The sequence below is a fragment of the Vibrio sp. B1FIG11 genome (assembly GCF_905175335.1).
Lineage (GTDB): Bacteria > Pseudomonadota > Gammaproteobacteria > Enterobacterales > Vibrionaceae > Vibrio > Vibrio campbellii.
In genome coordinates, this window is record NZ_HG992751.1 from 1,929,504 (window position 1) to 1,955,803 (window position 26,300).

The following is a 26,300-nucleotide window of genomic DNA, read 5'->3' on the forward strand; positions in this document are numbered from 1 at the left end:
TTATCCTTGTCTTTTGCGCGATAACTTTCTTTGTCGTCGCGGTGTCTACCTGGCTATTTCAGAAGAATCCGAATCCGCTCTGTAGGTTTACGTTCTGGGGCGAGGCAATCCACTTCACCCAATTTTGCGGTTTGATCTGGCTGAGCAGACAGCCTTGGTTTTTCGAGATATGCACGCTTAACGTTGAGATAAATAGAAATCGGCGTGGCGTCTCGTAAATAATGTTGAATGAGCTGGCGCATGTGGCTCGCCAACTGAGTATCTCGATGAATCTGATGCAGCTCTTTGCGGTTAGCAGGCTGGATACTCACCACCAAATGTTGGTTGTAAGTCATGCACGTTTTGCCAATGAGGAAACCTTGCCCGATCCCGCTGTTGTAGTCGTCTTTCTGTCCCAAACGGGTAAGAGAACTCGCTGGTAACTGACGACGTTCATGGCTCTTAGTCGACACATCGATTTGGTAAGGGAAGTAGTCGTTAAGGATCTGCTCTAACGTTTCTAAGTTACGATGCCCTTGAGCGAACAGCAGCGAATATTGGAACAGCGCGCCGTGTTCGTGTTTCAGGTTCGCCAGTTGTTTGAGTAAATCGGTTTTTTCTTTCGCCAGCTCTTTCTGAACCAAGAGGTGAGGAGCGAGTTCTAGCTGCGCGGCAAGTTCAAAATGGCGTTGATTGAATACGTCTAAAAAGTCCTTGAGTGCGTGATCGTCGTTATGCAGTGCAAACAACAATTCCTCATAGATGTAGTTGGGGATAACCCCTTGTGCGCCAGATAGTGCTTGCTGAGCAATACGAACTTTGGCGCTGTGGTCACTGAACGAAAAGTATTGAATATCGTCGGCATCACCATGGGGCATGGCTTCTGCTTTGAGCTCTAACTTCAGCTTGTGCCCAGACTGCTTTGTCATTTGCATCAGCAATCGCATTGCTTGAGCAAAGTCATACTCATGTGGGTTCGCTTTTAAATCGTTAATCAGTGACATCGACATCATCTATCTTTCACGCTACATCGAGCGCTGGCTCCCGTGGATTTTTGGATAACGCCTCGCAATGCCATCTTTGCCATAAAGACGAATTGTGAGCTGAATGTAGCGATCAAAACTACAGAACTGTTGAAAGAAGCGATTCAACACATCGGTGAAAGTCAGATAGTTGCCAGACGTATCGAGAGTGATTTCAATCTCTGTGCCCGGAGAGAAGACGTTCTTGCCTAGAATACGCATCGATGAAACTTGTGAGCGCACTTTTACTGACTGAATCATTTGAATTTCATCGCTCACCAACTGGTTGCGGCTGCACAATTGCAGCATTTGCTTAAGCTGCTGAGTCGGATCTTCAGAGTGCAGCAGAGACGAGAAATTACTGTTCAGTAGCCCGATAAATTGCCAGTGCATATTAGCGTCAGATTCGCGTTCTATCGGAGCTGAAGGCGGGTAGAGCGAATGAAAATCGCCGGGTAAATCGATAGGCTCTAAACATGTCATCTCACCGTTGATGGTGCATGCTTGTTTGCCATTGGTACAAAGAAGGCGAGTACCGTAGAGTTTGTTGAATTCGAGTTCTTGGTTGGCGTTTAGGCTGATCGCCAATCGTAGTTCACCTGTGGAATCCTCTCGGCTTTGCCAGTAATCGCAATGTGGGTCGCTTTGGTAACTGTCTATAAACAGTGGTGTCAGCAGTTTTTGACCGCTCGACGTAATCTCAAACACATCCAAAATGTCGACCACTTGAATTTCATTATCGGTATGCGCATCGGCATTAACGGGAATGGTAAGGCTGCGTTGGTCATAGCTGGTTGGTTCGCCTGTTTGTTCGAATAGATTCACCGCAGGCACCACATTGAGCTTAAACACTTGGTTATCGAATAAGCGGATAAACTCCATCGGTAAAGAGTGCATAAACAGGTTTAATACCACAGTGGAGCAATCATGTTGCTGACAGGCTTCACCAAAGCCTTTAAGACGGAAGAACTGACGTTTCTCTTTGAAGAAGAAAAATTCGTTCATCAAATGGTAGCCAGAAAATTGATTGCCTTTTTGTGGCAGAAATTGAAACTGCTTATCGCTGATTCGGCTCTTTAACTGGCTCGCCGCCAAGACAGCGTGATTCTCACCATTGATGTCGGAAATCGATATTGCACGCGCTTCACTGAGCAGCAGTTCAACCAAGGAGTCCGCATTGTTCTCGAAACCTTGAACAAAGAAGTCGAGATCTTCTAACGCTAATTGACTGAAATGCACATCATCATCGCCAGTAGACAGAGTGAGCTGAATAACAGCGGTAGTTTGTTCACTGCCTTGAGGGCGATTGAAGTCAAAGGGGGCGCTGCTTGCTTTGGTGTCAATCAGTGCAAATGGTGTCGTTTTGAGTTCATCCGTTGTGGTGAACAAACATGTTTTGCCTTGTGATTCGGAAGAAAAGCGTGTGCCTTTTGGAAGCGTCGTGCTGTCTGTGGAAGGCGCATCTGTGCTCATTTCTAGATACGCCACACTTGGTACCGTTTGAATGTAACTTGGGTAGAGTACGCCAAGTAATCCTTCGACAACTTCAGGGATTTGCTCAGATAGACGTTTTTCGACGTTGGCATTCAATAGTGCCACGCCATCCAATAAGCGAGCCAAACTCGGATCTTCGATTTGTCCCTGATGGATGTTTAGGCGTTGTGCGTGTTCTGGATGTTCAGAACCAAATTGACCGAGGGCTCGGCGGACAAAAGTCAGTTCTTGCTCGTAATAACGCAGTAGAGGATCACTCATACAAATCCTCCTTCATATCGGTAGTCATGTCGCTTAAGGAAATCTTGGAATCAAAAATCAGCTCTTTTTCGCCATGTGCCGTTTTGGCTTTGGCGACGATATTGAACGCGATGGTGTTTTCTCCCGCTTTGCGCTCAACAAGTTCAACCATGACTTGGCTAAGGCGTGGCTCGAAATGTCGAATGTAGTTTTCTAGTTTGAGGGCTAATTGCTGGTGGTCGAGACTGGCACTCAACAGGTGCACATCCTCGATGCCAAAACGGTAGTTTGAGCGCTGCACTTCAGTTAGCCGATCATCAATGCTCATCAGTGACGCTTCCGAATCAAACAGGCGAGTCAGGTGATACTTGATGTCCTCGATGTCATCTCGACGAGTGGTAGGGGCAGTTTGCACAAAGGTACGCCAAAAACTCATTACGCCACCTCATCCAATTCTGTTGTCAGCACCACTTCGCCACTGAAATGGTCGTATTGATACTGCGGGACGATACGCAAAGTACAGACGAAATTACCCGGATGATGGTCAGAGTCGCACACGCTGATCTTTGCGAAGCTCAATGGGTATTTTGATAGGGTTTCTTCGTTGGCATACGCGACGTTGCTAGAGAACTTTTCTATCCATTGAGAGAGGAATAATTCACACTCAGCAGCTGTTTTGAAGCTGCCGATCATTTCGCGTACTTGTACTTTGAGATAATGCGCAATGCGGCAAGACATCAAAGAGGTTTGGATTTGAGTGAGGACTTTCTCGTTATCAGACTCGCTGTTGTGCCAAATCGAATTGTTACCATTGAAGTAGAACTTGTCGCTCAAAGGACTCTTAGTAAGAGGGATAAAACCGCTGCGACTGTAGAAGGTCGACAGTTGCCCAAACAAGGTCACTTTGGTTTGAGGTTGAATCAGAAAATGGCTATCGCTTTGGCTTTGATTGACCACGGCACCTTGGTTGTTGTCGTTCCAGCGAGATTTCAAAAAGCCAAACCAACTCACCCGTTGATGTTCTCGCATAATGGTGGATACAAACGCAAAGCCCGCATTGCCCCAAAGTCCGTTTTGTTTCTCGTTGTAGATGAATCCCACTTTAGCGTTTTGATAACGTGTACGCATGCACATTTCTGGCATCACTAAACCGACAAAACGCGCAGAGGGTTTACTGCGTAAAGACTGCCACGATTGGTAATCAGGGCTGGCGAGGATCTTCTCGATTCGGTTGATGTCAGACAGCCAGTCTGCGCCGGATTCGACAAAGAAATCGCGATTAGGAGCAAATAGCATTGGGCATAACGTTGCTTCACCTAAGCGGCTCAATAGTTCTACGGTGAACAAATCATCGTAGTCGGATTCGAAATCCATATCTGCCGCGATGGGTTGTGTGAACAGCAAGCAACCGAATGGATGTCCGCCCAAGGTGTTTAACTCTTGGTTGCCGATCTTGTTGTACAACTCGGACGTTTTAGTGCTGTAGGCTTGATTGACGTCGGAAGACACTTCTTCCCAACTCATATTGAGAAGCTTGAGTTGAGTGCGTTGGTAATTAACGGGCAGGGTGGCTAAGCCTTGAAGCCCTAGCCAATTGGTTTGTAATGCCTCAAATTCTGGATGATGCAGTAACGTATCCATCTGTTTCGAGAGCTTATTGTCAATCTCTGCAATTAAGCGTGAAACATGTGTGATAAGCGCATCGGAACTGTCTAGCGCGGAGCGAGACACTTGAGACAGTAAAGAGAGCGCCTCTTGTAAAAAGTCGCTGTCTTTATCGTCTAGCTGTGTAAATTGGGTCTGCCAACCTGAGTGATAAATCTTACTCATACTATCCTTGTGACCTAAATCGAATTGGCTTGGTCGAAGCATCCTACTTCGACCAAGCTTTATCGTGCTTAACCTGGGATCTTCGCTACCATACGAACCGACGTAGTCAGCTCTTCAAGTTGTAGCCAAGGTCTTAGGTGAGCGACGGCTGAATACGCGCCCGGTTTACCCGGTTGTTCAACCACTTCAATGCGAGATTCCGCCAACGGCGTTTTCGCTCGTTGATCATTACCAATTGCACCTGCGTTGGTGTATTGATCGATCCACAATTGCAGTTCACGTTGAATGTCTGGCGCTTCTAGGTTTGAACCCAGCTTGTCGCGACCCATGACTTTCAAGTAGTGAGCGATGCGACCACTTGCCATGATGTAAGGAAGACGCGCTGAAATGGCTGCGTTTGCTGTTGCATCTGGATCTGTGTACGTCTTCGGTTGCTGCGTTGTTTGACCGCCAATGAACACGCCGTAGTTTGAGTTCTTGTAGTGAACCAGTGGCAAGAAGCCTAGGTCACTTAACTCTTTTTCGCGTTCGTCGGTTAGGTTGACTTCAGTTGGACATTGCTGAACCAAGTCGCCAGCTTCGGTCTTGTACGTTAGGTTTGGTAGGTTTTCCACTTTACCACCGTTATCCAGACCGCGAATTGCTGTACACCAACCGTACGCAGTGAACGCTTGCGTCATTTTCAGACCTAACTCGTAAGCCGCATTTGACCAAACCAACTCATCATTGCTTGATGGGTTCGGATTGCCATCTTGGTCAGTGTTTAACTCTTCGTAGCTAAATAGCTTGGTGCCAAGACCTTTCTCACCGTAAGGAAGGCGAGCCAGTGTGCGAGGTAGCGTCAGCGTTACGTAGCGCGCGTCGTCACTTTCACGGAACGAGTTCCATGCAGCATAAGCCGGAGAATCAAAACCAGCCGCGACAGGTTTGCCTTCTTCAAAGGTTGTGAAGTCATTGAACTCAAACATTTCTGCATTTGCTGCGGCAATGAACGGAGCGTGACACGCAGCGGCTACTTCGCCCATGTAGCGTAGTAGGGCGACGTCTTCATCTTTTGCGCTGAACTCGTAGTCACCGATGAAGGTGCCGTATGGTTCACCACCTGCTGTGCCGTATTCGCCTTGGTATACCGCGTTAAACAGTGGGCTACGGTCGATGGCTGGTGCATCTTCAAATTGATCAAGCAGCTCGTCTTTGGTGTAGTCGACCATTTTGATTTTCAGTGAGCGTCCTAGGTCGCTCTCTTTAACCAGTTTTTGCAGACCACGCCATGAACCTTCTAGCTTTTGGAAATCATTTTCTTGCATGACTTTCGATAGTTGTTTAGAAAGCTTTTTGTCGATCTCTACGATGGCGTTTTCAATCGTTTTGGTGACGTTCTTGTCCCATGTAACTGTGCCGCTTAGCGCTTGCTCTGCTAACACTGAGAACAGTTCTTTTGTTGTGTCCGCTGGCGTTTGTGTGGTCGCTTCGATTGCACGATCCAGAAAGCTCAACGAAGCTTCAGCCGCTTCTGCTTGTGGTTGGTTTTCAACTTCCGTCGTCATTATTCTGCTCCTTCTTTCTGGATGCCTAGCTCATCGGAAAGGGCGTTGATAGTGTCTGCGCTTTGCAGAACTTCCTTGAGTAGCTTCTCTAGATCACGAGAACGGTCCGCTTTTGAAAGCAGTACTTTGAGTTGGTTACGAGTCTCAACAAGCTTCTTGAGCGGTTCAACTTGCTCAACGATGGCTTCAGGCTCGAAATCTTTCATTGATGAGAATTTCAGACTCGCTTCGATTTGGCTGTCGTCATCAACCAAAACGTTGTCCACTTTGAGTGATAACTCAGGACCAACACGCTTCATAACAGTATCGAAGTTGTCTTTGTCGACGTTATAGAAGGTGCGATCTTCCACGTCTTCTTTGTCTTGCTTGTGACCCGAATAATCACCGACGACTCCCACCACAAAAGGGAGTTCTTTGGTTTCTACTGCGCCATTCGTCTCGACATCGTAAGTAATACTTACACGGTTTTTGCTAACTCGCTTGTGTTGGGAGTTCAGTGCCATAATGGTATCTCCTTATTCCATTAAGAAGCTGTCGAAGTAACTTTCGCTGTCGTCGCGTCAAAGCCCACTTCAGGACCTTTCTCGATTTTGCCGCCTTCGCCTTCGATGTAGTACGCTTTCGAAATCTCGGTGTATGTCAGGCTGAATGATTCATTTGGCAGGTGACCATCCGACGCGCCCATGTTGTAGCTCGACATACGTGCTGCGCTCAGTGTCAGGATTAGGTATGGATCTGCACCAGAACCTTCACGGTTTGGCTTAGTCATCACGATTTCGATGGTTTTGCCTTCACCACCTGGCGCGTAAAGGAAAGTCGTTAAGTACGGTGTCGCACCATCACAGCCACGAGAGATGTTCACTTCACCTAGCGCGACCATGCCTTGGTCTGCGTTGTTCGCATTACCGACGTCGATGCCAACGCCACGAACGGCACTCCAGTTCACTGTATCAATAGCAAAAAATCCATCCTTGCCACCGATCTTTTCTACCGTTGCAGCACCTTTTGGTGTGGTGCCATCAATTCTCATGTAAATAGAAGCCATTTGGTTCTCCTTTGCTTTTTAGCATTTTTTGCTTCACCACTCGAAATCGGTAATACCGCTCGACGATTGAGTAGTTTTTACTTCTGGTTGGTTGGTTGTATTTGGAGTGTCGCTTTGCTCTGACGTTGTTGTTTCAATTGACGTTGCACTTTGAGACTCCTCATTAGAGGCAGTTTGAACCTCAGTCGCAGGTGGTACGGTCGGAACCGACTCTGGCACTGATTGTGGTTCAGGAATTCTCTTCAGAATGGTTTGTTCTAAATTGTCCATTCCTGTGAGTTGATTGATATGGTCGAGCACTTGGTTGTTGCCACCAGTCATTTCTTGGAGTAGTTCTGGTAAGCTCAGATAACCCCAACGAATTGCGCGCTCTAGCAAGAACGGAACAGGGCTGTGTGGCTCGGTTTGTTTGAAGTAGTCGGCGAGCTTTCTAAGTTCATGAAAGGCGTGGTCGCGATTGTGTACTTGAACATCGATGCTAACGGAAGGCGCTTGGATAAGGGGTTGAGTCTGTGTGGTTGAAGTGGGGGGCACAGAATCGATTTGCTGAGTAGAAGACGTTTGGCTCGTTTCTTTACTCGCTTGACCCGTTGTTTGAGCAACTGATTCCAATATGTTATCAGTCGGCTCAACAGCACTTACGCTTGGTAGTTCTATCTCAGCGGCTTGTGGTTCATCTTTTAACAGCCTAAATTTTTCGTCTAACGGCCACTTGGAAAAATTATCTTCGGTGAGGTAACGAATCGCATTTATAAGTTCAGCGATGTTTTCTTTGATGAATTTGAAACTTACTGGCGTGGCGTTAATTGGTTGGCAATGCTTCGCGATGGCTTGTTCTGTAGTATCAAGATTCTTATACGTTTGCGCCAGATCCATTAAGATGTCTTGCGTGTCTGCGCTGAAAAGGTTTTGCGCTTTAGTTTTGATTTCGCCAAGCGAACCGTTGCGCTCTGCACGTAGGTAATCTGCAAAAGTGATGTCATCAATCAAGCCGATTAACTGCAAAGGCATATACACGGCAGTTGTATCATGAGTTTCGCCAACAAGCTGTAGCAAAGGCTTCATACGGAACTCAGCACGTTCTCTCGCTATGCCAGACTCCTCAGCGCTTTTTAGTTTGTCTTCAGGAAGGAATGGATTGAGAGAGTCCCAAAACTGCTCCACGGTGCTTAGAAGAACTTGCGTTGCGTCGGCAAGGTTTCGATAGGGTGCGTCGGTGAACAACTGACTGGTGATATACCAACCTAGTAACTCCAAGTCTTTGCTTGACTGGGTGAGAGCGTGAAATGTCGCGGTACGCAGTTGCGTCCAGTTTTCATCATTACTCTCAAGTAAGGATTCATCACTGGATGCTTCGGGCGTTTCCACCAACTGGCGAAATGACGATTGCGCCGCATTGTAACTGTTTCTCAGTGCTCGATAGGCACTTCTATCGAGTTTTAGATAGACGCCACTCGGCGATCCATCTGTGATCGGTGCCAAAAGACTATCAATATCAACCATATTCAATCCATGAATTATTGTTTTATTAAGCCAGAGATAATTCCGTTCCTCTGGTTTCATAGTTTGTAAACTTCAGTCTAGTGAGGATTTTCCTAAATAGCCGATAAAAATTAACTATTTAATAAAAACTAAGATGTCGATCCAAAAAATTGGTCGGAGGAATACACCTATCAATATAATATCCTGATTTATAAAGAGGTTTTATCCCCCTATAAGCACTGTGGGCATACCGGCAACAATACTGCCACCATGAGAAGTGGTGTCTCCCATTCGGGCGGCAGGCTTATTGCTTAATAGCACGGTCGTGCTTCCCATCGCGATAGAATCTGGGGTTCCAACGCACACGCAAACGTCACTTACTGTCGCGGCCGGTAAGCTACCGATCAACACAGTAGGTGCCCCGGGGCCGGTGACCGGACCACCCACATGAGGAATTGGTGGGGTTGCTGGTGTCTGCATTGGGCATACATGCATGTCGGTGATACGAGCAGCAGGTAATGTCATCGTAGTTCTCCTTGCTCAGCGGTTTGTGATTGGCTATTTGACGCGCCTTGACCGCCTGCAGCGATATCCAAAGCCATTGTGATTGCGGTTTGATAGTAAGGTTTCGTCTTGTCCCATTGAGGCAAAGCGGCTGCGTGATTAATTGCACCTGCAGTCGCTTTGGCATACAGAAAAGGATCAGGCATAACGGGTGGAATATCTGGTGCAACGATGCTGCCAGAACCATTCCAGAACACTGCTTGAGCAAGCCAAGATGGCCCGCAGTTTAGTTCTAGTCGGTGAGATAGGTGTTCGGCTTTGCGGCGCAATTCTTCGGAGGGTGAACGCACCCAAGCCATGCAAGTTTCGACACTCTGTTTTTGAAGTGGTGACCATTCCTCATTGCGTTGATTTAAACACAACGCTCCCCACCAAATTGCCTCACGTACGGGTAGAGCGTGCGTCAAAAACTGCACGAGATCGTTGTAGAGCTCTTTGTCTGTGAGTGATTGAATTGCATCTCTGATGCTGGTTTCCTCGTCGAGTAGTGCCTTTGCTTCGTCGCTGGCTTTAAATCTCGGTAGTATTTGCCCAGCCGTTTGGTATGGAATCTTCTTATATTTCATTAGTTAACCTTTACAATTGCGCCTTTCACTTCACCCATTACGCCGCCATCAAATGTCGCTTTGAGCCCCGATTTAAACTCGGCACTCAAAGAGCCCTCTGCAGAGAGCGTGGTGTCTGCTTTGATGGAAATACTCAAGCCAGAAATGCTGTTTGAACTGGTAGCTTCAAGCGCGGTCGTGGTGCCAGAAACTTTGTTGGCTGAAGTGGCTTTGCTGGTGACGTTGGTCCCTTCCAAATTCAGCGCGCTGCTGGCTTTGACGTCGATATTGGTTGCTTCAATGGCAATGGATGATGAGGACAGGGTTATTTTGCTTGAGCCAACTTTGAGCTCGATAGAATCGTCAGCTTCAATCGAAATCGACTTGGCTTTTTCGCTCAGTGCTTTGGTAACGCTCAGCGAGTAGTTGTCTTCTGTCGACACTGATACCGCTTTGGTGACCGTCTGGCTAAATTCGCCCTTGATGGTTTCGGTTTGGTTGTTTTCAACTTCTTGTGTCAGGTCTTTGGCTGCGTGAAGGTAAAGCAATTCACTGTCTTTTTTGTCATCGAAGTAGAGCTCATTGCTTTCACCGGAAAGCTGGGTTTTGATGCCAGACTTTGTTGTATTGGCTTCTGCGTATGGTGGGGCATTTTTGCTGTTGTAAACGCTGCCTGTGATGATTGGTCTATCTGGATCGCCATCAATGAAAGAGACCAGAACCTCTTGCCCGGCTCGTGGCACAAATTGAGCGCCGTAACCGCTTCCCGCAAGCATTTGTGCGACACGAACATAACAACTGGTTTTGTCGCCACTTGCGTCTGTATCCCATTGGAACTGAATACGCACGCGACCTTGTTCGTCCTGATTAATATCACCCGCGGTTGAGCCAGCAACGACTGCGCTCTGTAAACCCTTAACCACTTGTTTTGAGAGAGGTTGAGGGTAGTGAGGGGTATCTTTTGGGATCACTTTCACTCTGGTGCTGCTCTGTGCACTTTCAGTGTATTCCACTTCCATACTGATGACCGAAAAGTCACCAAGTTGATCTTTATCTAAATGGCTTGAAAGCGAGAAGTAAGTACCGAGCTCGAAGAGATCATGTTTTGCGCTGGCAATGACACTTTGGTAATCCTGCTCAACATACTCGATTCGACGCTTGGCAAGATTACTAGAGAGATCCGTCATGTCCCCGCTGATACCCAAAGTCGGGTAACGCGTGTTGGCAAGTTTAGTGTTGTTGGCAATGGTATTGCTGGAGGTTTTACTGCCGCTGGTAATGAGTTTCGTCTGCGAATAATCGTAGCTTGATAGCTCAACACTCGCGCCATGAAAGGCAACGGTCGGACACCAATCTTCAATCAGAGGGAGTGAGCCAGTCGGTGTTTCTTTCATGTCGAACTTTGCTGTGCTGGCTTTATCAAATGGGGTTTGAGCGTCTTGCAAAATCATGGTGTGTGAACCACTCGTATGCTCGAAATAATAATGAACACCTTCCTCAGCGAGCAGGCGAGAAACGAAATCAAAATCTGATTCGTTATATTGCAAACAATATTCACGCTTGGTCGAAGGCATGCTGGATATTTTATAGTTTCCTTTGAAACCAGCGTTGTCGAAAATATCACTGACGATTTCTTGTGTGGATTGATTTTGATAAACCCGGAAAGAATGTGTGTGTTTTAATAACCAAAACCACGGTTTAAGTGTTATTTCGTATTGGTGGTTTTGTAAATTTGAATCCATTCCTAAATGTTGGATCAATGTCACAATTCCGTTGTAGGAACGATTGAGTGTATTACTGCCAGACTCGTTGAAATAACGGTTTATCGTAAGAAATTGCCCCAACTGATCTTGCATGTCAAAGCCACTGGATACCAGCATCGCTTTGATTTCAAAGGGCTCTGATAAGGCTTGCTTTACTGTTGCATTGCTTATGATATGTTTTTGATTACTTGAGTCTTTTGCAGACATCAAACTAGCCGAACTGCTGTATTTATCAGCCATTGCATATCCTTATGCTTAAACTTTTAAATAATAAATTTTTGAAATATAAATACTATTATTAATCGAATTATTCAAAAATAGCAGTATTAGATCTTATTCGCTATTCGATTTATTAAAAGAAAAGGAGTTCTTCATGGCGAGTCAAAATGCAAAAAAGATGGCGAAAGAGTTTTTGCAAAATGTAGAAAAGGACAGTAAGTCATATCACAAAAGTTGGGCGAGAAAATTCGGCAATAAATACCAATCTGCAAAGAACTGGGTAAAACGTGACAAGAAAATGGTTGCGATGGATATTGCACAAAAAGGTGTGAAAACCGGTATCGGGATGATCCCATTTCCCGGCTCGAAAGAAGGTGCAGCCCTGTTGGAAGTTGCAGGTGGCGCAGCGTTAAAAGCCGCTTCTCGCAAAGCGTGGGAAGAGGGCTCAAAGAAAGGCGTAAAATCTCTTCTTAATAAAAAAATTGAATCTGCTCGTAAACAACTCAAAACCAACTCAGTCGGAAAAGTCGATCATGAGTTCCTGGCGCTTTCGGCGCGTAAGCGTGATGAACACATTCATGCGATTCGTAAACTGGTGAAGTACGAAGTTAAGTTACTGCCAAAGCGTTCTGATGAACTCAGTTTGCGTTTATTCAAGCTGAAAGAGGCGATCAATGAGTCCCGTGTGAAGCTCAACAAAACTACCATGTCTTCCACATCTGCTATCGACAACATGCAAGCATGGACGGAGTTCTTTTCTGCCATCAAAGAGGTCGAGCATTACCAAGCGAAATTGCGTGAAAGCCTGATTCAAGTGCAAGAGATCACCAAGGATGTAGAGTGGTTCTTGGCGGCTTCTGAAGCGACTACCGACCAGATGAATGCACAAAACTTACCGCAACTGGAAGAAGCGTTTGACCAGATCCGCCGTAGTTACGGCAACATCAATTCTCTGAAACAACTGCAAGATATGATGCTAGAGCGAAACCTAGTTGAATCCGGTTTGTTGGATGAAAAAGACTTAACCTACAAACTGGTCAACTAGGCAAATCCGACCGTTCGTTAGCAAATTAAACCCAAGTAGGGAGCTGTTGTGCTCCCTAATTCTTTTTACTTGCTGAATTTATTGAGTTTTTATTGTCGACAATTTCTACTTACTCTCATTAAATTTTCTATTTATCCACTCATAAACTACTCAATAGCACTATACCTTAGTCTAAATTGTCGACAATTTGCTTGATTGTCGACAATCTGATCGTCTATTTTATATTCAAGTTAACAAATTGTTGACACTTTGATTTCTAAATACGAGTGCCTTGAATATGAATACAGAATTGAAAACTCGTCATAAAGTGACTGTCTCTGAGAAGGAGCACACTAAATCTGAATCGCTGACCGAATCGTTAGTGGAAGCGATTGTGAGTGGTGAAATTGAACCGGGCAGTAAAATCTCAGAGCCTGAATTAGCCAAGAAATATCAAGTGAGTAGAGGTCCTTTACGTGAAGCCATGATGCGTCTTGAAGGGCTTGGCTTGATTGAGCGCATTCCGCATGTTGGCGCTCGTGTGATCACTTTCTCTCCAGAAAAACTCATCGAATTGTATTCCGTCCGCGAAGCATTAGAGGGCATGGCGGCAAGGCTAGCGGCTCGCTATATCACTCAAGAAGAGTTGCTGAGTTTGGAAATGCTATTGTCGACACATTCCAAACATATCGACGAAGTCGAAGGATCGTCTTACTTCCACCAGCATGGTGACTTCGACTTCCATTATCGAATCATTCAAGCGAGTCGAAACAGCAAGCTTATCTCTTTGCTTTGCGACGAGCTGTATCACTTGCTGCGCATGTATCGTTACCAATCGCCACGTGCGCAATCTCGTCCTAACGAAGCACTCAACGAGCACAAATTCATTCTGCAAGCGATTCGCAACCGTGATGAAGAACTGGCAGAAATGCTGATGAGAAGGCACATCTCAGGCAGCCGAAAACTTATCGAATTACAGATTTCAGATTCCAAAACTTTACCCAAAATAATTGGAGTTGCGGCGCGGCAACAAGACAATTCAGCCCTATGAGCATAGGTGCGCTATGTAATTTTGGCGGCCGGCGATCCGGTGAATTGGCGCAGTTAACAAAGCTGCAGCTTCAAGTATGAAGGGTAAAACAAGACTAGAAGGAAATTGTCATGAGCTTATCTCCGGGGGCGAAGTTCAGACTCGCCATTGAGCAAAACAACCCACTGCAGATCGTCGGCACCATTAACCCATACTGCGCCATGATGGCGAAAAACTTGGGTCACCAAGCTATCTATTTGTCGGGTGGCGGCATCGCTAACGCGTCTTACGGCTTGCCAGATCTTGGCATTACGACATTGAACGACGTTTTGGTGGACGTAGACCGCATCACCAACGCGTGTGATTTGCCATTACTGGTTGATATCGATACCGGCTTTGGTGGCGCTTTTAACATCGCACGCACTATCAAAGCGATGGAAAAAGCCGGTGCGGCGGCAGTGCACATGGAAGACCAAGTGGCGCAGAAGCGTTGTGGTCATCGCCCAAACAAAGCGATTGTTAGCCAACAAGAAATGGTCGACCGAGTGAAAGCGGCAGTGGATGCGCGTAATGACGAGAGCTTTGTCATTATGGCTCGTACTGATGCGTTAGCGGTTGAAGGCATGGACAGTGCGATTGAACGTGCGATTGCATGTGTGGAAGCGGGCGCAGATATGATCTTCCCAGAGGCAATGAATCAGCTAGACCAATATCAACAGTTTTCGACAGCGCTTGAAGACGCGACAGGGAAGCACGTTCCAATTCTTGCCAACATTACTGAGTTTGGACAAACGCCATTATACGGCTGTGAAGAGCTAGCGCAATCCAAAGTGGACATGGTTTTGTACCCATTGAGTGCATTCCGTGCGATGAACAAAGCTGCCGAGATGGTTTACAAACACTTGCTTGAAGTTGGCAACCAAGAAGCGATGCTTGATTCAATGCAGACACGAAAAGAGCTGTATGAGCACCTTAATTACCACGACTACGAGAATAAGTTAGACAAGCTGTTCTCCGAGGGTAAATAAGGTCAATAAAGAAACAAACGGAAGCCCAAGAAAAGAATCTCTAATCCAATAACGTGAAAATTGTCTGATTCAAAAGAGCCCATTAAGAGAGCCAAGTCAGACAGAAAAGGAGTTCAACAATGCCTCATTCTGTAGAAAAGAAAGCTGAGATAGGTGGCGCAGGTCTACGCGGTCAAAGCGCTGGAAGCACAGCTTTATGCACTGTCGGTAAAACGGGAACGGGTCTAACGTATCGTGGTTACGATATTACAGACTTGGCAAATCATGCTCAATTTGAAGAAGTGGCGCATTTGCTGTTACGCGGTCACTTACCTAATCAACAAGAGCTAGACGCCTACAAGACACATCTATTGAGCCTGCGTGGCTTACCAGCGGAGCTTAAGCAAGCGTTAGAGCTGATTCCTGCTGACGCACATCCGATGGATGTTATGCGCACAGGTTGCTCTATGCTGGGTAACTTAGAGCAAGAAATGGACTTTGAACAACAGCTCCATGCTACTGAGCGAATGCTGGCGCTTTTCCCTGCGATCATCTGTTACTGGTATCGCTTCAGCCACGATGGCGTACGAATCAAAACTCACGATAACAGCGAAGACTGCATTGGCGGCTACTTCCTGAAACTGCTTACTGATAAAGCACCAAGTGAAACGCACAAAAAGGTGATGCACTGTTCTTTGATCCTTTATGCAGAGCATGAGTTTAATGCCTCAACATTTGCGGCGCGTGTGTGTGCTTCTACGCTTTCTGATCTTCATTCTTGTATCACAGCTGCTATCGGCACGCTACGTGGTCCACTTCATGGCGGTGCAAACGAAGCGGCGATGGAGATGATTCAAGATTGGCAAACGCCAGATGAGGCAGAAGCCAATATTCTGCAAATGCTAGAGAACAAAGACAAAATCATGGGCTTTGGGCATGCGATTTATCGTGAAAGTGACCCTCGTAATGCACTGATCAAGCGTTGGTCAGAAGCGTTATCGAAAGAGGTGGGTGACACGCATCTTTACGCGGTTTCTGAGCGTGTGGAATCCGTCATGAAGCGTGAGAAAGGTCTGTTCTGTAATGCCGACTTCTTCCATGCTTCGGCTTACCACTTCATGGATATTCCAACCAAACTGTTTACGCCAATCTTTGTGATGAGCCGACTGACAGGTTGGGCGGCGCACGTGTATGAACAACGTGCGAACAATCGAATCATTCGCCCAAGTGCGGATTATACCGGACCGGATCATCAAGACTGGGTGCCAATCGAACAACGCTAGCGCGTGACGCCTCTTTGTGAGCTTTGTCTTGATGGCATTCACAAGGGGCGTCTCTTTCACCGCGAATCCATTTCAAAAACAGTATCGCGGTGCGTTCAGGCATAAGATGTACACTAAAGCGGAAGCAAGCCCATGAGCATCACCACAAATATAAATACTCAATATCGTAAGCCGCTCCCGGGAACCCAACTAGATTATTTTGATACCCGAGAAGCTGTTAACGATATTTCTCCTGGAGCCTATGAAAAGCTCCCATACACCTCACGCGTTTTAGCCGAGCAGTTGGTTCGCCGCTGCGACCCAAATACGCTCACTGATAGCCTAAAACAGTTGATTGAACGCAAGCGTGACCTCGATTTTCCTTGGTATCCGGCGCGTGTGGTCTGTCATGACATTCTTGGACAAACCGCATTAGTCGACCTCGCTGGTCTACGTGATGCGATTGCCGAACAAGGCGGTGACCCAGCGAAAGTAAACCCTGTGGTTGAAACGCAATTGATCGTTGACCATTCACTGGCAGTTGAACATGCAGGCTTTGACCCAGAGGCGTTTGAGAAAAACCGCGCGATAGAAGAGCGCAGAAACGAAGACCGATTCCACTTTATCGAGTGGTGTAAAACGGCGTTCGAGAACGTTAGCGTTATTCCTGCAGGTAATGGCATCATGCACCAAATCAACTTGGAGAAGATGTCTCCAGTAGTGCAAGCCAAGCAAGGCATTGCTTACCCAGATACCTGTGTCGGCACAGATAGTCATACACCTCACGTTGATTCACTTGGTGTGATTGCTATTGGTGTCGGCGGTTTAGAGGCGGAGACGGTTATGCTTGGTCGCCCATCGATGATGCGTCTTCCGGACATTGTTGGCGTGAAGCTGACTGGCAAACGTCAACCGGGTATTACCGCCACCGATATCGTACTAGCAATTACCGAGTTCCTGCGAAATGAACGCGTGGTTTCATCTTATCTCGAATTCTTTGGTGAAGGGGCGCGAGACCTAACCATTGGCGACCGCGCGACCATCTCAAACATGACGCCAGAATACGGCGCAACCGCTGGGATGTTCTACATTGATGAGCAGACCATTAATTACCTCAAACTGACAGGGCGCGATGATCAACAGGTCGACTTGGTAGAGAAGTACGCCAAGCAAACCGGTCTGTGGGCGGATGATTTAGACACGGCGGTTTACGAACGCGTGCTTGAGTTCGATTTGTCCCAAGTCGGGCGCAATTTGGCAGGTCCATCTAATCCTCATCGTCGTTTACCTACCGCAGAGCTTGCTGAGCGTGGTGTTTCTGGAGAGTGGCAAGAGAATGAAGGCGAGCTTCCAGATGGCGCGGTGATCATCGCGGCGATTACTTCTTGTACCAATACCAGTAACCCAAGAAACGTTGTGGCAGCTGGTCTGGTCGCTAAGAAAGCGAATGAGCTTGGATTGGTGCGCAAACCTTGGGTGAAGTCTTCATTTGCTCCGGGTTCTAAAGTTGCTCGACTCTACCTTGAAGAATCTGGCTTACTCCCTGAACTAGAGAAACTTGGTTTTGGTATCGTGGCTTATGCGTGTACAACCTGTAACGGTATGAGTGGTGCACTTGACCCGAAAATCCAACAAGAGATCATCGACCGAGATCTGTATTCAACGGCAGTACTTTCTGGGAACCGAAACTTTGATGGTCGAATTCATCCTTATGCAAAACAAGCATTCTTAGCATCGCCACCTTTGGTCGTTGCATACGCGTTAGCCGGTACGATTCGCTTTGATATCGAGCGTGATTCTTTGGGGACAGACAAACACGGCAAGCCGGTTTATCTCAACGATTTGTGGCCAACGGATGAAGAAATTGATGCTGTGGTGGGTGAGTACGTTAAGCCAGAGCAGTTTAATCAAGTCTACATTCAAATGTTTAAACTGAATGATGAGGCTCGAAACCCGAATCCGCTCTACGATTGGCGTCCGATGAGTACGTATATCCGTCGACCTCCATACTGGCAAAAAGAGGGGGGAAGGTGCTTTAGCAGGTGAGCGAACTCTGTCTTCAATGCGTCCTCTCGCGGTTCTAGGCGATAACATTACAACCGACCATTTGTCGCCATCGAACGCAATTTTGGCAAGCAGCGCCGCAGGCGAATACCTCGCGAAGATGGGCGTGCCAGAAGAAGACTTTAACTCATACGCGACTCACCGAGGCGATCACTTAACCGCGCAGCGCGCTACTTTCGCTAACCCGAAACTGTTCAACGAAATGGTCAAGGAAAACGACGAAGTCGTGCAAGGATCGTTAGCGAGAGTCGAACCTGAAGGCAAAGTGACACGCATGTGGGAGGCGATTGAGACTTACATGAATCGCAAGCAGCCGCTTATTGTGGTCGCGGGTGCGGATTATGGTCAAGGATCGTCGCGAGATTGGGCGGCGAAAGGCGTTCGCTTGGCGGGTGTAGAAGCGATTGTCGCGGAAGGTTTTGAGCGCATTCACCGTACCAATTTAGTTGGCATGGGCGTACTTCCTCTGCAATTTAAAGATGGCGTGAACCGAAAGACGCTCGAATTAGATGGCACTGAACTTTATGACGTTATCGGCGATATCACTCCAGGTGCGGATTTGGCGTTGGTGATTACCCGAACTAATGGCGACAAGGTTGATGTGCCGGTGACTTGTCGACTAGATACCGAAGATGAAGTTCACGTGTACAAAGCGGGTGGTGTGTTACAGCGCTTTGCTCAAGATTTCCTCTCGCAATAGATAGCGCAATAATGGAGTAAGATATGGATAGCAAGATGCAAAGCCAAATCAAAGTCCCGGCGACTTACATGCGCGGCGGTACGAGCAAAGGTGTGTTCTTCAACCTTGAAGACTTGCCACAGCCAGCGCAAGTCGCAGGTAAGGCAAGAGACAATCTGCTACTTCGTGTGATTGGTAGCCCTGACCCGTACGCCAAACAAATTGATGGCATGGGTGGCGCCACTTCCAGCACCAGTAAAACTGTGATTGTGTCGCGTAGTCAGCGAGTCGATCACGACGTTGATTACCTGTTCGGACAAGTATCGATAGATAAGCCATTTGTCGATTGGAGTGGTAACTGTGGCAACCTTTCTGCTGCAGTCGGACCTTTCGCCATTCATGCAGGGTTGATCGATGAAGATCAAATTCCTCAAAACGGCATCGTTACCGTTCGTGTATGGCAGGTAAATATTGGCAAAACCATATTGATTCATGTGCCAATCGTAAATGGTTTCGTTCAAGAAATAGGGGTGTTTGAGCTTGATGGCGTGACGTTCCCTGCGGCAGAAATCCAAGTTGATTTCGTCGACCCTGCTGATGGCGAAAGTAGCATGTTTCCAACCGGCAATCTAGTAGACGATTTGGTCGTGCCAGATGTTGGGACATTCAACGCAACCTTCATTAACGCAGGCATACCGACGATCTTCATTGACGCAGAAGCGCTCGGCTACCAAGGCACTGAGCTTCAAGATGACATCAATAACGATGAGTTTGCGCTCGCGAGGTTTGAGTCCATTCGTGCTCATGGCGCGCTAAAAATGGGGCTGATTGATTCGCTCGAAGAGGCTCAAACACGTCAACACACGCCTAAGATTGCGTTTGTTTCCCAGCCTAAATCCTATTTATCGTCGAGTGGTAAAACCGTAGAAGCAGGTGAGGTCGATATTCTCGTCCGGGCTTTATCTATGGGTAAACTTCACCACGCTATGATGGGAACCGCAGCGGTCGCCATTGCCTCGGCGGCATGCGTACCAGGTACTTTGGTCAATTTAGCGGCTGGTGGCGGAGAGAAAGAATCTGTGACGTTTGGGCATCCATCAGGAACGCTTAAGGTGGGGGCAAAAGCCAAACAAACAGAACAAGGTTGGGTGGTTGAGAAAGCCATCATGAGCCGCAGCGCGAGAATACTGATGGAGGGCTTTGTGCGAGTTCCCTCCAATGTCTTTGAATAGCACAATTGCATGGTAGTGATACTTAAGAAAAGCAATGTCAGGACATACTGGAGGAAGCAATATGTCTGCATATCAAAAAGAATACCTTTGGGCACAGAACGAACCGGAAAACTTTTGGCGTGCTCAGGCTGAAAACATTGATTGGTTTGAAGCACCAAATACCATCTTACAAGCTGACGAACATGGGATTGAACGTTGGTTTCCTGATGGCGTATTGAACACGTCATGGCTCGCGTTGGATTATCATTGCGAGCAAGGGAGAGGCGATAAAACCGCCCTGATTTATGATTCGCCAGTGACGGGTCAAAAACAAACATACAGCTATCAAGCTTTGCGTGACCAAGTGGCAAAAATTGCGGGTATGCTTTCGAACCAAGGTGTAACCAAAGGCGATCGTGTGGTCATCTATATGCCAATGATCCCAGAAGCGGCAATGGCGATGCTAGCTTGTGCTCGATTGGGTGCGATTCACTCGGTGGTGTTTGGCGGTTTTGCCCCGAATGAGCTCGCAGTTCGAATTGAAGACGCAGAACCCAAAGTCATCATGACGGCGTCTTGTGGCATCGAAATCAATAAGGTAATTCCATACAAACCAATGGTTGATAAAGCCATTATGGACAGCCGTTGGAAGCCAGAGAAAGTCTTTGTTCTTCAGCGCCCACAGTGCGAAGCCGAACTTAATCTAGAACGTGATTTAGATTGGCAGCAAGAATACGCACAAGCTTTGCCTCATGCGTGTGTCCCTGTGCTTGCGACAGATCCTCTTTATATTCTCTATACCTCTGGCACAACAGGGAAACCAAAAGGCGTGGTGCGTGACAATGGTGGTCATGCCGTGGCGATGAAATATTCGATGACGTCGATTTATAACATCCCTCAAGATGGTGTGTTCTGGGCTGCATCGGATGTAGGTTGGGTCGTTGGTCACTCTTACATTGTGTACGCGCCGCTGATTCATGGTTGTACAACAATTCTATTCGAAGGCAAACCAGTGAGAACACCTGATCCGGGTGCATTCTGGCGTGTTTGTGACGAATACAAAGTGGATGTGCTTTTCTCCGCGCCAACCGCTTTCCGTGCAATTAAGAAAGAAGACCCAGAAGGCGAGTTCATCAAGCAATACGACTTGTCCAACCTCGACTCTATCTTTATGGCAGGCGAACGCCTTGACCCACCAACGCTAGAATGGGTCGAAAGCAAAGCAGATAAGCCGGTCATTGACCACTGGTGGCAAACCGAGACAGGATGGGCAATCGCGGGCAATCCGACCGGTATCGAGGTAATGCCAGTAAAAGCGGGCTCTGCTACCAAGCCGATTCCTGGCTATCAGGTCGAGATTCTCAACGAAATGGGCATGCCAGTGGGCGCAAATCAACAAGGTTTTGTCGCTTTGAAGCGCCCATTACCACCAAGCTGTCTACCGACTGTCTGGCGCAACCATGACCGCTTTGAGACTGGTTATCTAAGTCAATTTCCGGGTTACTACGTATCGGGAGATGGCGGTTACCTAGATGAAGAGGGTTACCTGTTTATCATGGGTCGTATTGATGACGTAATTAACGTCGCAGGTCACCGTCTGTCTACCGGCGAAATGGAAGAAATCGTTGGTGGTCACCCAGCGATTGCGGAATGCGCGGTGGTTGGTATCCACGATGAGTTAAAGGGTCAGCTACCGCTTGGCTTCGTGGTTCTTAAAGATGGTGTGAAGATAGATGATCTAACGCTAGAAGGTGAGTTGGTGGGCAAAGTACGCAACGAGATTGGTGCTGTGGCTTGCTTTAAACATGCACTGGTTGTTGACCGTTTGCCAAAGACCCGTTCAGGTAAGATCTTGCGAAGAACCATTCGTCAAATAGCCGATGGCGAGCAATACGTGGTGCCATCAACCATTGATGACCCATCCAGTCTAGGCGAAATCGAACGAGTGCTTAAACGCGGCTAGCTAAGTACGATCTTAATTGAGTACGCTCTTAGGTTACCTAGGAGCAAGCTCAAACATCGAAGCCTCTTGCTTTGTCGGCAAGAGGCTTTTGCATTCCTGCTTGCCTAAATGCATGTTTAAACACACACTATATGGATTCCTATTTTTGGCTTAGTTCTTATGTCTACTTTTGTAATCAAACCAGCGCTTTTTGACGATCTTGAGCAACTTAACGACCTAATGTTTGAGTTGCATGATGAACACCACATTCAATCCCCAGAGCTGTTTAAAACCGCAGAAGAAATCGAACAAGAAAAGAGCATTGCCCGTTATCTCGATAACCCTGAATGTTTGGTTTATGTCGCTAGAGTAGAGGATGAGATCATCGGCTTTGTGTCTGGGCATTTCTGCGAGCTTATTTCTACGGTTAGTAAACCAGTAATGATGGGAAGTGTTGATGAGCTCTACGTCTTACCAGAGTATCGTAAACAGGGCACTGCAAAAGCTCTGATTGAGAGGATAGAGGCGACATTCGTTGATTATGGAGTGAAACAGATGTTTGTTGAGGTTTGGGACTTTAACCAGACTGCGATTTCTCTCTATGAGAACCAAGGTTTTGGTCATCATATTCATTGGTTAAGAAAGTCGTTATCCAATCGTTAATTAATACGTCATTATGACGGTAAGTAAGTGATTCGTACTTACTATGGATGAAAGTGATAAGTTTGACAGTAGGTCTTTAATAATAGTTTTGTCGCAGCGTCTTGCGGCTCATGCTCATTCCAATTGGTGATGTTGTTTTTGTTTGCTTGTTTTGTAAGTGGCACATGAATAGTGCCTCATAAAACAAGAGGAAAATAACATTGAATCTATCAAAAACCTTACTTGCAACGGCGTTATTGCCAATGTTGGCAAGTGCAGATCAAGTCACGCAAACACAAACCAATGAGATTCAGCCGGATATCGTGGGCGGCATCACGGCAAACCCCAACGATTGGAAATTTTATACACAGATAGTCAGCCGCAATGGTAATCGTTCTTTTTGTGGGGCGAGTTATATAGGGGATGGTTTCGTACTTACTGCTGCCCACTGTGTGGACGGTGACGCACCAAATCAGATCGCGGTAAAAATTGGTGGCGTGATTTATAACGGTACTGATGGCGTACGCTCCAATGTCAGCCAGATCTATGTTCATCCTTCTTATAATGCTACTACGCTTTCAAATGACATAGCCCTTCTTAAGCTCACTTCGATCCCTCAAGGTGTTGTAAAAGTGGATATTGCAGCAGGCAGTGTCTCGCAATATGCAGGTGTAGGTGATTGGTTAACTGTCGCGGGTTTGGGCCGAACTTCGGAGGGGGGCAGCTCGCCAACCGCTCTACAAGAAGTGGATGTTCCGCTGGTCTCTGATGCGACTTGTCGACAAGCTGGCGGTAATTACACCACGGTTGGCTCAGTATCATTCTGTGCGGGTGTGCCACAAGGTGGTATAGACTCTTGCCAGGGAGACAGCGGCGGTCCCATCGTCGTTAATAATAACGGTCTCGTCACCCAGCTAGGTATCGTCAGTTGGGGGATAGGTTGTGCTCGACCGGGTAAGTACGGTGTGTACAGCGACATTGCAGCATTGCGCAGTTTTGTTGATGGCGTTGTAGGTACGACGGCACCGCCAACAGATAATGTTTCTGTCGGTTATACCGCAAATCAGGCTTTGAGTTCTTTTAAAGTGGGTGAGCTGAAGCAACACAGTTTCAGCATTCAAAATACCGGTAATGTTGCGTTTACTGTAGAAAATGTGGGACTGCAAAGTTCTGGTGTCACGAAATCTGCGATGATCACCAGAGACCAATGTGCACAATCGACACTCAATGCAGGAAGCTCGTGTCGTGTCGATGTGGAATTTGGCGCGTCTCAAGCAGGTGATGCGAGAGTCGCCTTGGCTTTTGGCATCGATAAAACCAGTACTACATATCAAGCGGTGGCAACAGCTTCCGCTACTAGCGCAACGACACCGCCATCAGGAAGTTGTGACAATGAATGGCAAGCGAGTGGCGTATACAACACGGGTGAAACTGTTTCTTGGGCTGGTCAGTTATGGCAAGCACAATGGTGGACCCAAGGTGATAACCCCTCCGATTCGGGACCATGGGGAGTATGGCAGCCAATTGGCAGCTCAGATTGTTCTGGGACTAATCCTCCGGTAGAGCCACCAACAGAGCCTACACCACCAACGCCGCCAACTTCGGGTGATGCTTACCAAGCAGGTACGAATTATTCTGCAGGGGACGTGGTGACGAATAACGGTGCAAGTTACCAATGTAAGCCTTGGCCAAACAGTTTGTGGTGTGGCTCAACACCAAGCGCTTATGAACCAGGCGTTGGCAGTGCTTGGACTGATGCATGGCTGAAGCTGTAATCTTGTAATACATCTATAAAGAGAGTTTATTTATCGTTAGTAATAAGCTCTCTTTTATTGTTTCAATCCTGAGAACGAGTAAAATCCATGTAAATTATCCTGACGTTAACTTTATATAACTGGCAAAATCGCAGCCAATATTTCGAGTTATGTCTGATTTTTGTCAGAACTATTTTGTGGAGTGTCTCAAAGTCTTTTTTGATATGTGCATCAAATGTACAACTGGTTACTTAATTTATGTCGAAAAATATCAGTAACCCTGTCATCATTGCTTTGTGATTCTTCTCTTTATGTAAGGTTGTATTTTGTGCTGAGACAGTTGTTTTTTCTCATCCTGTATTCCATTTCACTGTTTATTTCTCCTACATCTGCCGCGAACCCTCTTCCTGAAGACATCAAAGGGGCGCTTTGTGTTGTCCGAGCAGATGACAAGCTAGTACTTATTCATGAAATATTGACGAACAAAATCTCACTTCCTGGCGGTACGATTATCGAAGGAGAATCACCGAAACTTGCGGCTCAGCGAGAAACTTGGGAAGAAACGGGTTTAGTCGTAACGGTTGGGGACGAATTGGGTAGAACCGATACGGCAGTATTTTTCGATTGTGTTTCAGATTCTGAAGTGATCGCTTTCTCGATGACCAACTCGCTAGACGGAAATGAGCTACCTATATGGTTTGCGCCGCATTATGGTGTTGAGGTCGCATCCGCTATGCTGGTTGAACCGAGTAACATGGCGGCATCACTGTATCGTTATCCTACACAATGGGCAGATGTAGCGGGCTTTTATTCGCACGCAACAGACCAACCAGTTGTATATGTCGATCAACTTATAGAGTCAGCGCCGAGCTTTCGCCAGGCGGAGTTGTCTTGGATGGTTGATCTCCAAAGTTGGGTTGGGTCATTTTCTGAATCCAGCCGCGAGATGGCTTGTGAAGTCGCAGATATGATTACGGGCTTAAGTAGTCCAACATTCTTGCTGTTTCTGTTCCCATTCGTAATGATGAAGTTTGATAGTCGTTTCGTGTATCGTTTATTTTTTGCGGTGACGGCAACGTCTTTAATGGCTTTAGTCGCGCAGCAAGGCTTTTCATTGCCTCGCCCACACGTTTATATGCCGATGGCGGAGTTAACGCAGAGCTTCGGTTTTAGCTTCCCAAGCTTGCCTATTGCAGTGTGGTTCTGTGTTATGACGTTTTTGTTTCAAAGAACCAATAGTTTTGGTCTAAACCGAATCACTCTGTCTGTCGCTTTAGTTACGCTAACGGTGATGGCGTGTAAATTCTTCCTTGGAACCGCCTTTATCTTGGATATGTTCATCGGCGCGGTGTTAGGTGTGTTAGTTGCGTGGCATGTGCTGCGTCTAGAAAGCAATCCTGATATGGATGTCGATAAGTTACTGAGCTCAAAGAGTGTTTGGTTCACGATGACAGCAATTACTGCCGTTATCTCAGTAATTTGGCCATTGCCTGTGTTCACGAGTTGGTTGGCTATACTGATTACTGCTTCTGCGTTGGTGATGACGTTTAAAGAGTCTGAAATTCGATTTGAACGCCAGCAAATGCTTTTTGTGATTCTTGCTCTGTTGCTTGTTGAACAACTTTATCTGTATCTAGGCACGACGGTTTCATTCAGTGGGTTCTGGTCATTAGTGTTCAACACGTTCCACTATCCACTGTTAATGTTTATTTTTGTGATTTTATCAAGAAAACTCATCACAGAAAGTGAGATTGATGTCGCCAAACAATAGCCAGCTACTCCCCAATTAAGAGGCCCCGCAATGTGCGGGGCTTTTTGTTTTTGATATGAACTCTAGACCGAATCTTCATTTTAAAATGCAATTCAAATAAAGAGTCAAAGTAACATTTGTGTCGTGTTTCTTGATGGTTTTAATTAAAGTGCTGATTTATAAGGGTTTAATTTTTAGGCAATAA

At 46.7% G+C, this 26,300-nt stretch carries 20 protein-coding genes and 1 pseudogene; 10 read left to right on the plus strand and 11 right to left on the minus strand.

The genetic code is table 11. The features are described from left to right. Positions 1 to 53: 53 nt before the first annotated feature. The 11 genes from KHO06_RS09200 to tssI all read right to left on the minus strand — a co-directional run bounded on the left by KHO06_RS09200 (position 54) and on the right by tssI (position 11,751). The gene (locus KHO06_RS09200) at positions 54 to 992 is read right to left on the minus strand and encodes a type VI secretion system baseplate subunit TssG (protein WP_212581402.1); all 939 of its coding nucleotides are present in this window, start codon (positions 990 to 992) and stop codon (positions 54 to 56) included. Between the two features lie 12 nt (positions 993 to 1,004). Further along, positions 1,005 to 2,756, minus strand: a complete 1,752-nt coding sequence (gene tssF, locus KHO06_RS09205; protein ID WP_212581403.1) for a type VI secretion system baseplate subunit TssF — start codon at positions 2,754 to 2,756, stop codon at positions 1,005 to 1,007. Beyond that, the gene (gene tssE / locus KHO06_RS09210; RefSeq protein WP_050908818.1) at positions 2,749 to 3,171 is read right to left on the minus strand and encodes a type VI secretion system baseplate subunit TssE; all 423 of its coding nucleotides are present in this window, start codon (positions 3,169 to 3,171) and stop codon (positions 2,749 to 2,751) included. Before tssE ends, tssF begins: the two co-directional genes overlap by 8 nt. Next, positions 3,171 to 4,565: a type VI secretion system contractile sheath large subunit gene (locus KHO06_RS09215; protein ID WP_212581404.1), complete on the minus strand. Its 1,395-nt coding sequence runs from the start codon at positions 4,563 to 4,565 to the stop codon at positions 3,171 to 3,173. Before KHO06_RS09215 ends, tssE begins: the two co-directional genes overlap by 1 nt. Before the next feature lie 68 nt (positions 4,566 to 4,633). Continuing rightward, positions 4,634 to 6,112: a type VI secretion system contractile sheath large subunit gene (gene tssC / locus KHO06_RS09220; RefSeq protein ID WP_005426542.1), complete on the minus strand. Its 1,479-nt coding sequence runs from the start codon at positions 6,110 to 6,112 to the stop codon at positions 4,634 to 4,636. Next, entirely contained in the window at positions 6,112 to 6,615 is a 504-nt protein-coding gene (tssB, locus tag KHO06_RS09225) for a type VI secretion system contractile sheath small subunit (RefSeq protein ID WP_005443648.1), read from the minus strand. Before tssB ends, tssC begins: the two co-directional genes overlap by 1 nt. 20 nt (positions 6,616 to 6,635) lie before the next feature. Continuing rightward, positions 6,636 to 7,157 (minus strand): type VI secretion system tube protein Hcp, encoded by a 522-nt coding sequence (locus KHO06_RS09230; RefSeq protein ID WP_005426582.1) that lies wholly within the window; start codon positions 7,155 to 7,157, stop codon positions 6,636 to 6,638. A 33-nt stretch (positions 7,158 to 7,190) separates the two neighbouring features. Then, positions 7,191 to 8,660: a type VI secretion system ImpA family N-terminal domain-containing protein gene (locus KHO06_RS09235; protein WP_069217692.1), complete on the minus strand. Its 1,470-nt coding sequence runs from the start codon at positions 8,658 to 8,660 to the stop codon at positions 7,191 to 7,193. Positions 8,661 to 8,861: 201 nt separating this feature from the next. Beyond that, entirely contained in the window at positions 8,862 to 9,164 is a 303-nt protein-coding gene (locus tag KHO06_RS09240; protein WP_005426629.1) for a PAAR domain-containing protein, read from the minus strand. Next, entirely contained in the window at positions 9,161 to 9,769 is a 609-nt protein-coding gene (locus tag KHO06_RS09245; protein WP_212581405.1) for a hypothetical protein, read from the minus strand. Before KHO06_RS09245 ends, KHO06_RS09240 begins: the two co-directional genes overlap by 4 nt. Next, positions 9,769 to 11,751 (minus strand): type VI secretion system tip protein TssI/VgrG, encoded by a 1,983-nt coding sequence (tssI, locus tag KHO06_RS09250; protein WP_212581406.1) that lies wholly within the window; start codon positions 11,749 to 11,751, stop codon positions 9,769 to 9,771. Before tssI ends, KHO06_RS09245 begins: the two co-directional genes overlap by 1 nt. 133 nt (positions 11,752 to 11,884) lie before the next feature. Here tssI and KHO06_RS09255 point away from each other — a divergent pair, with 133 nt between their 5' ends. From KHO06_RS09255 to KHO06_RS09300, 10 genes and pseudogenes are all read left to right on the plus strand, one after another. Then, complete coding sequence (locus KHO06_RS09255; protein WP_010448101.1) at positions 11,885 to 12,775, plus strand: hypothetical protein; 891 nt, start codon at positions 11,885 to 11,887, stop codon at positions 12,773 to 12,775. Positions 12,776 to 13,052: 277 nt separating this feature from the next. Next, the gene (locus KHO06_RS09260; protein ID WP_212581407.1) at positions 13,053 to 13,805 is read left to right on the plus strand and encodes a GntR family transcriptional regulator; all 753 of its coding nucleotides are present in this window, start codon (positions 13,053 to 13,055) and stop codon (positions 13,803 to 13,805) included. A gap of 110 nt (positions 13,806 to 13,915) precedes the next feature. After that, positions 13,916 to 14,812 carry a methylisocitrate lyase gene (gene prpB, locus KHO06_RS09265; protein ID WP_045406301.1) on the plus strand — a complete coding sequence of 299 codons (897 nt, stop codon included), beginning with the start codon at positions 13,916 to 13,918 and terminating at the stop codon, positions 14,810 to 14,812. Between the two features lie 119 nt (positions 14,813 to 14,931). Then, positions 14,932 to 16,074, plus strand: a complete 1,143-nt coding sequence (gene prpC / locus KHO06_RS09270) for a 2-methylcitrate synthase (protein ID WP_009704402.1) — start codon at positions 14,932 to 14,934, stop codon at positions 16,072 to 16,074. A gap of 132 nt (positions 16,075 to 16,206) precedes the next feature. After that, positions 16,207 to 18,817 (plus strand): annotated as a pseudogene (acnD, locus tag KHO06_RS09275) (Fe/S-dependent 2-methylisocitrate dehydratase AcnD). A 23-nt stretch (positions 18,818 to 18,840) separates the two neighbouring features. After that, the gene (gene prpF, locus KHO06_RS09280; protein WP_212581408.1) at positions 18,841 to 20,028 is read left to right on the plus strand and encodes a 2-methylaconitate cis-trans isomerase PrpF; all 1,188 of its coding nucleotides are present in this window, start codon (positions 18,841 to 18,843) and stop codon (positions 20,026 to 20,028) included. 61 nt (positions 20,029 to 20,089) lie between these two features. Further along, positions 20,090 to 21,970 (plus strand): propionyl-CoA synthetase, encoded by a 1,881-nt coding sequence (locus tag KHO06_RS09285; RefSeq protein ID WP_071235381.1) that lies wholly within the window; start codon positions 20,090 to 20,092, stop codon positions 21,968 to 21,970. Between the two features lie 159 nt (positions 21,971 to 22,129). Further along, on the plus strand, positions 22,130 to 22,612 hold the full coding sequence (locus tag KHO06_RS09290; protein WP_212581409.1) for a GNAT family N-acetyltransferase: 483 nt from the start codon (positions 22,130 to 22,132) through the stop codon (positions 22,610 to 22,612). Between the two features lie 200 nt (positions 22,613 to 22,812). Beyond that, the gene (locus KHO06_RS09295; protein ID WP_212581410.1) at positions 22,813 to 24,366 is read left to right on the plus strand and encodes a trypsin-like serine protease; all 1,554 of its coding nucleotides are present in this window, start codon (positions 22,813 to 22,815) and stop codon (positions 24,364 to 24,366) included. Positions 24,367 to 24,673: 307 nt separating this feature from the next. Continuing rightward, positions 24,674 to 26,116 carry a bifunctional NUDIX hydrolase/phosphatase PAP2 family protein gene (locus KHO06_RS09300; RefSeq protein ID WP_005426577.1) on the plus strand — a complete coding sequence of 481 codons (1,443 nt, stop codon included), beginning with the start codon at positions 24,674 to 24,676 and terminating at the stop codon, positions 26,114 to 26,116. Positions 26,117 to 26,300 lie beyond the last annotated feature (184 nt).

Coding starts and splice junctions, on each gene's coding strand:
- KHO06_RS09285 (WP_071235381.1), top strand. CDS start 20,090: ATGTCTGCATATCAAAAAGAATACCTTTGGGCACAGAACGAACCGGAA.
- tssI (WP_212581406.1), bottom strand. CDS start 11,751: ATGGCTGATAAATACAGCAGTTCGGCTAGTTTGATGTCTGCAAAAGAC.
- tssF (WP_212581403.1), bottom strand. CDS start 2,756: ATGAGTGATCCTCTACTGCGTTATTACGAGCAAGAACTGACTTTTGTC.
- prpB (WP_045406301.1), top strand. CDS start 13,916: ATGAGCTTATCTCCGGGGGCGAAGTTCAGACTCGCCATTGAGCAAAAC.
- KHO06_RS09240 (WP_005426629.1), bottom strand. CDS start 9,164: ATGACATTACCTGCTGCTCGTATCACCGACATGCATGTATGCCCAATG.
- KHO06_RS09245 (WP_212581405.1), bottom strand. CDS start 9,769: ATGAAATATAAGAAGATTCCATACCAAACGGCTGGGCAAATACTACCG.
- prpF (WP_212581408.1), top strand. CDS start 18,841: ATGGATAGCAAGATGCAAAGCCAAATCAAAGTCCCGGCGACTTACATG.
- prpC (WP_009704402.1), top strand. CDS start 14,932: ATGCCTCATTCTGTAGAAAAGAAAGCTGAGATAGGTGGCGCAGGTCTA.
- tssB (WP_005443648.1), bottom strand. CDS start 6,615: ATGGCACTGAACTCCCAACACAAGCGAGTTAGCAAAAACCGTGTAAGT.
- KHO06_RS09230 (WP_005426582.1), bottom strand. CDS start 7,157: ATGGCTTCTATTTACATGAGAATTGATGGCACCACACCAAAAGGTGCT.
- KHO06_RS09200 (WP_212581402.1), bottom strand. CDS start 992: ATGATGTCGATGTCACTGATTAACGATTTAAAAGCGAACCCACATGAG.
- KHO06_RS09235 (WP_069217692.1), bottom strand. CDS start 8,660: ATGGTTGATATTGATAGTCTTTTGGCACCGATCACAGATGGATCGCCG.
- KHO06_RS09255 (WP_010448101.1), top strand. CDS start 11,885: ATGGCGAGTCAAAATGCAAAAAAGATGGCGAAAGAGTTTTTGCAAAAT.
- KHO06_RS09260 (WP_212581407.1), top strand. CDS start 13,053: ATGAATACAGAATTGAAAACTCGTCATAAAGTGACTGTCTCTGAGAAG.
- KHO06_RS09290 (WP_212581409.1), top strand. CDS start 22,130: ATGTCTACTTTTGTAATCAAACCAGCGCTTTTTGACGATCTTGAGCAA.
- KHO06_RS09215 (WP_212581404.1), bottom strand. CDS start 4,565: ATGAGTAAGATTTATCACTCAGGTTGGCAGACCCAATTTACACAGCTA.
- tssE (WP_050908818.1), bottom strand. CDS start 3,171: ATGAGTTTTTGGCGTACCTTTGTGCAAACTGCCCCTACCACTCGTCGA.
- tssC (WP_005426542.1), bottom strand. CDS start 6,112: ATGACGACGGAAGTTGAAAACCAACCACAAGCAGAAGCGGCTGAAGCT.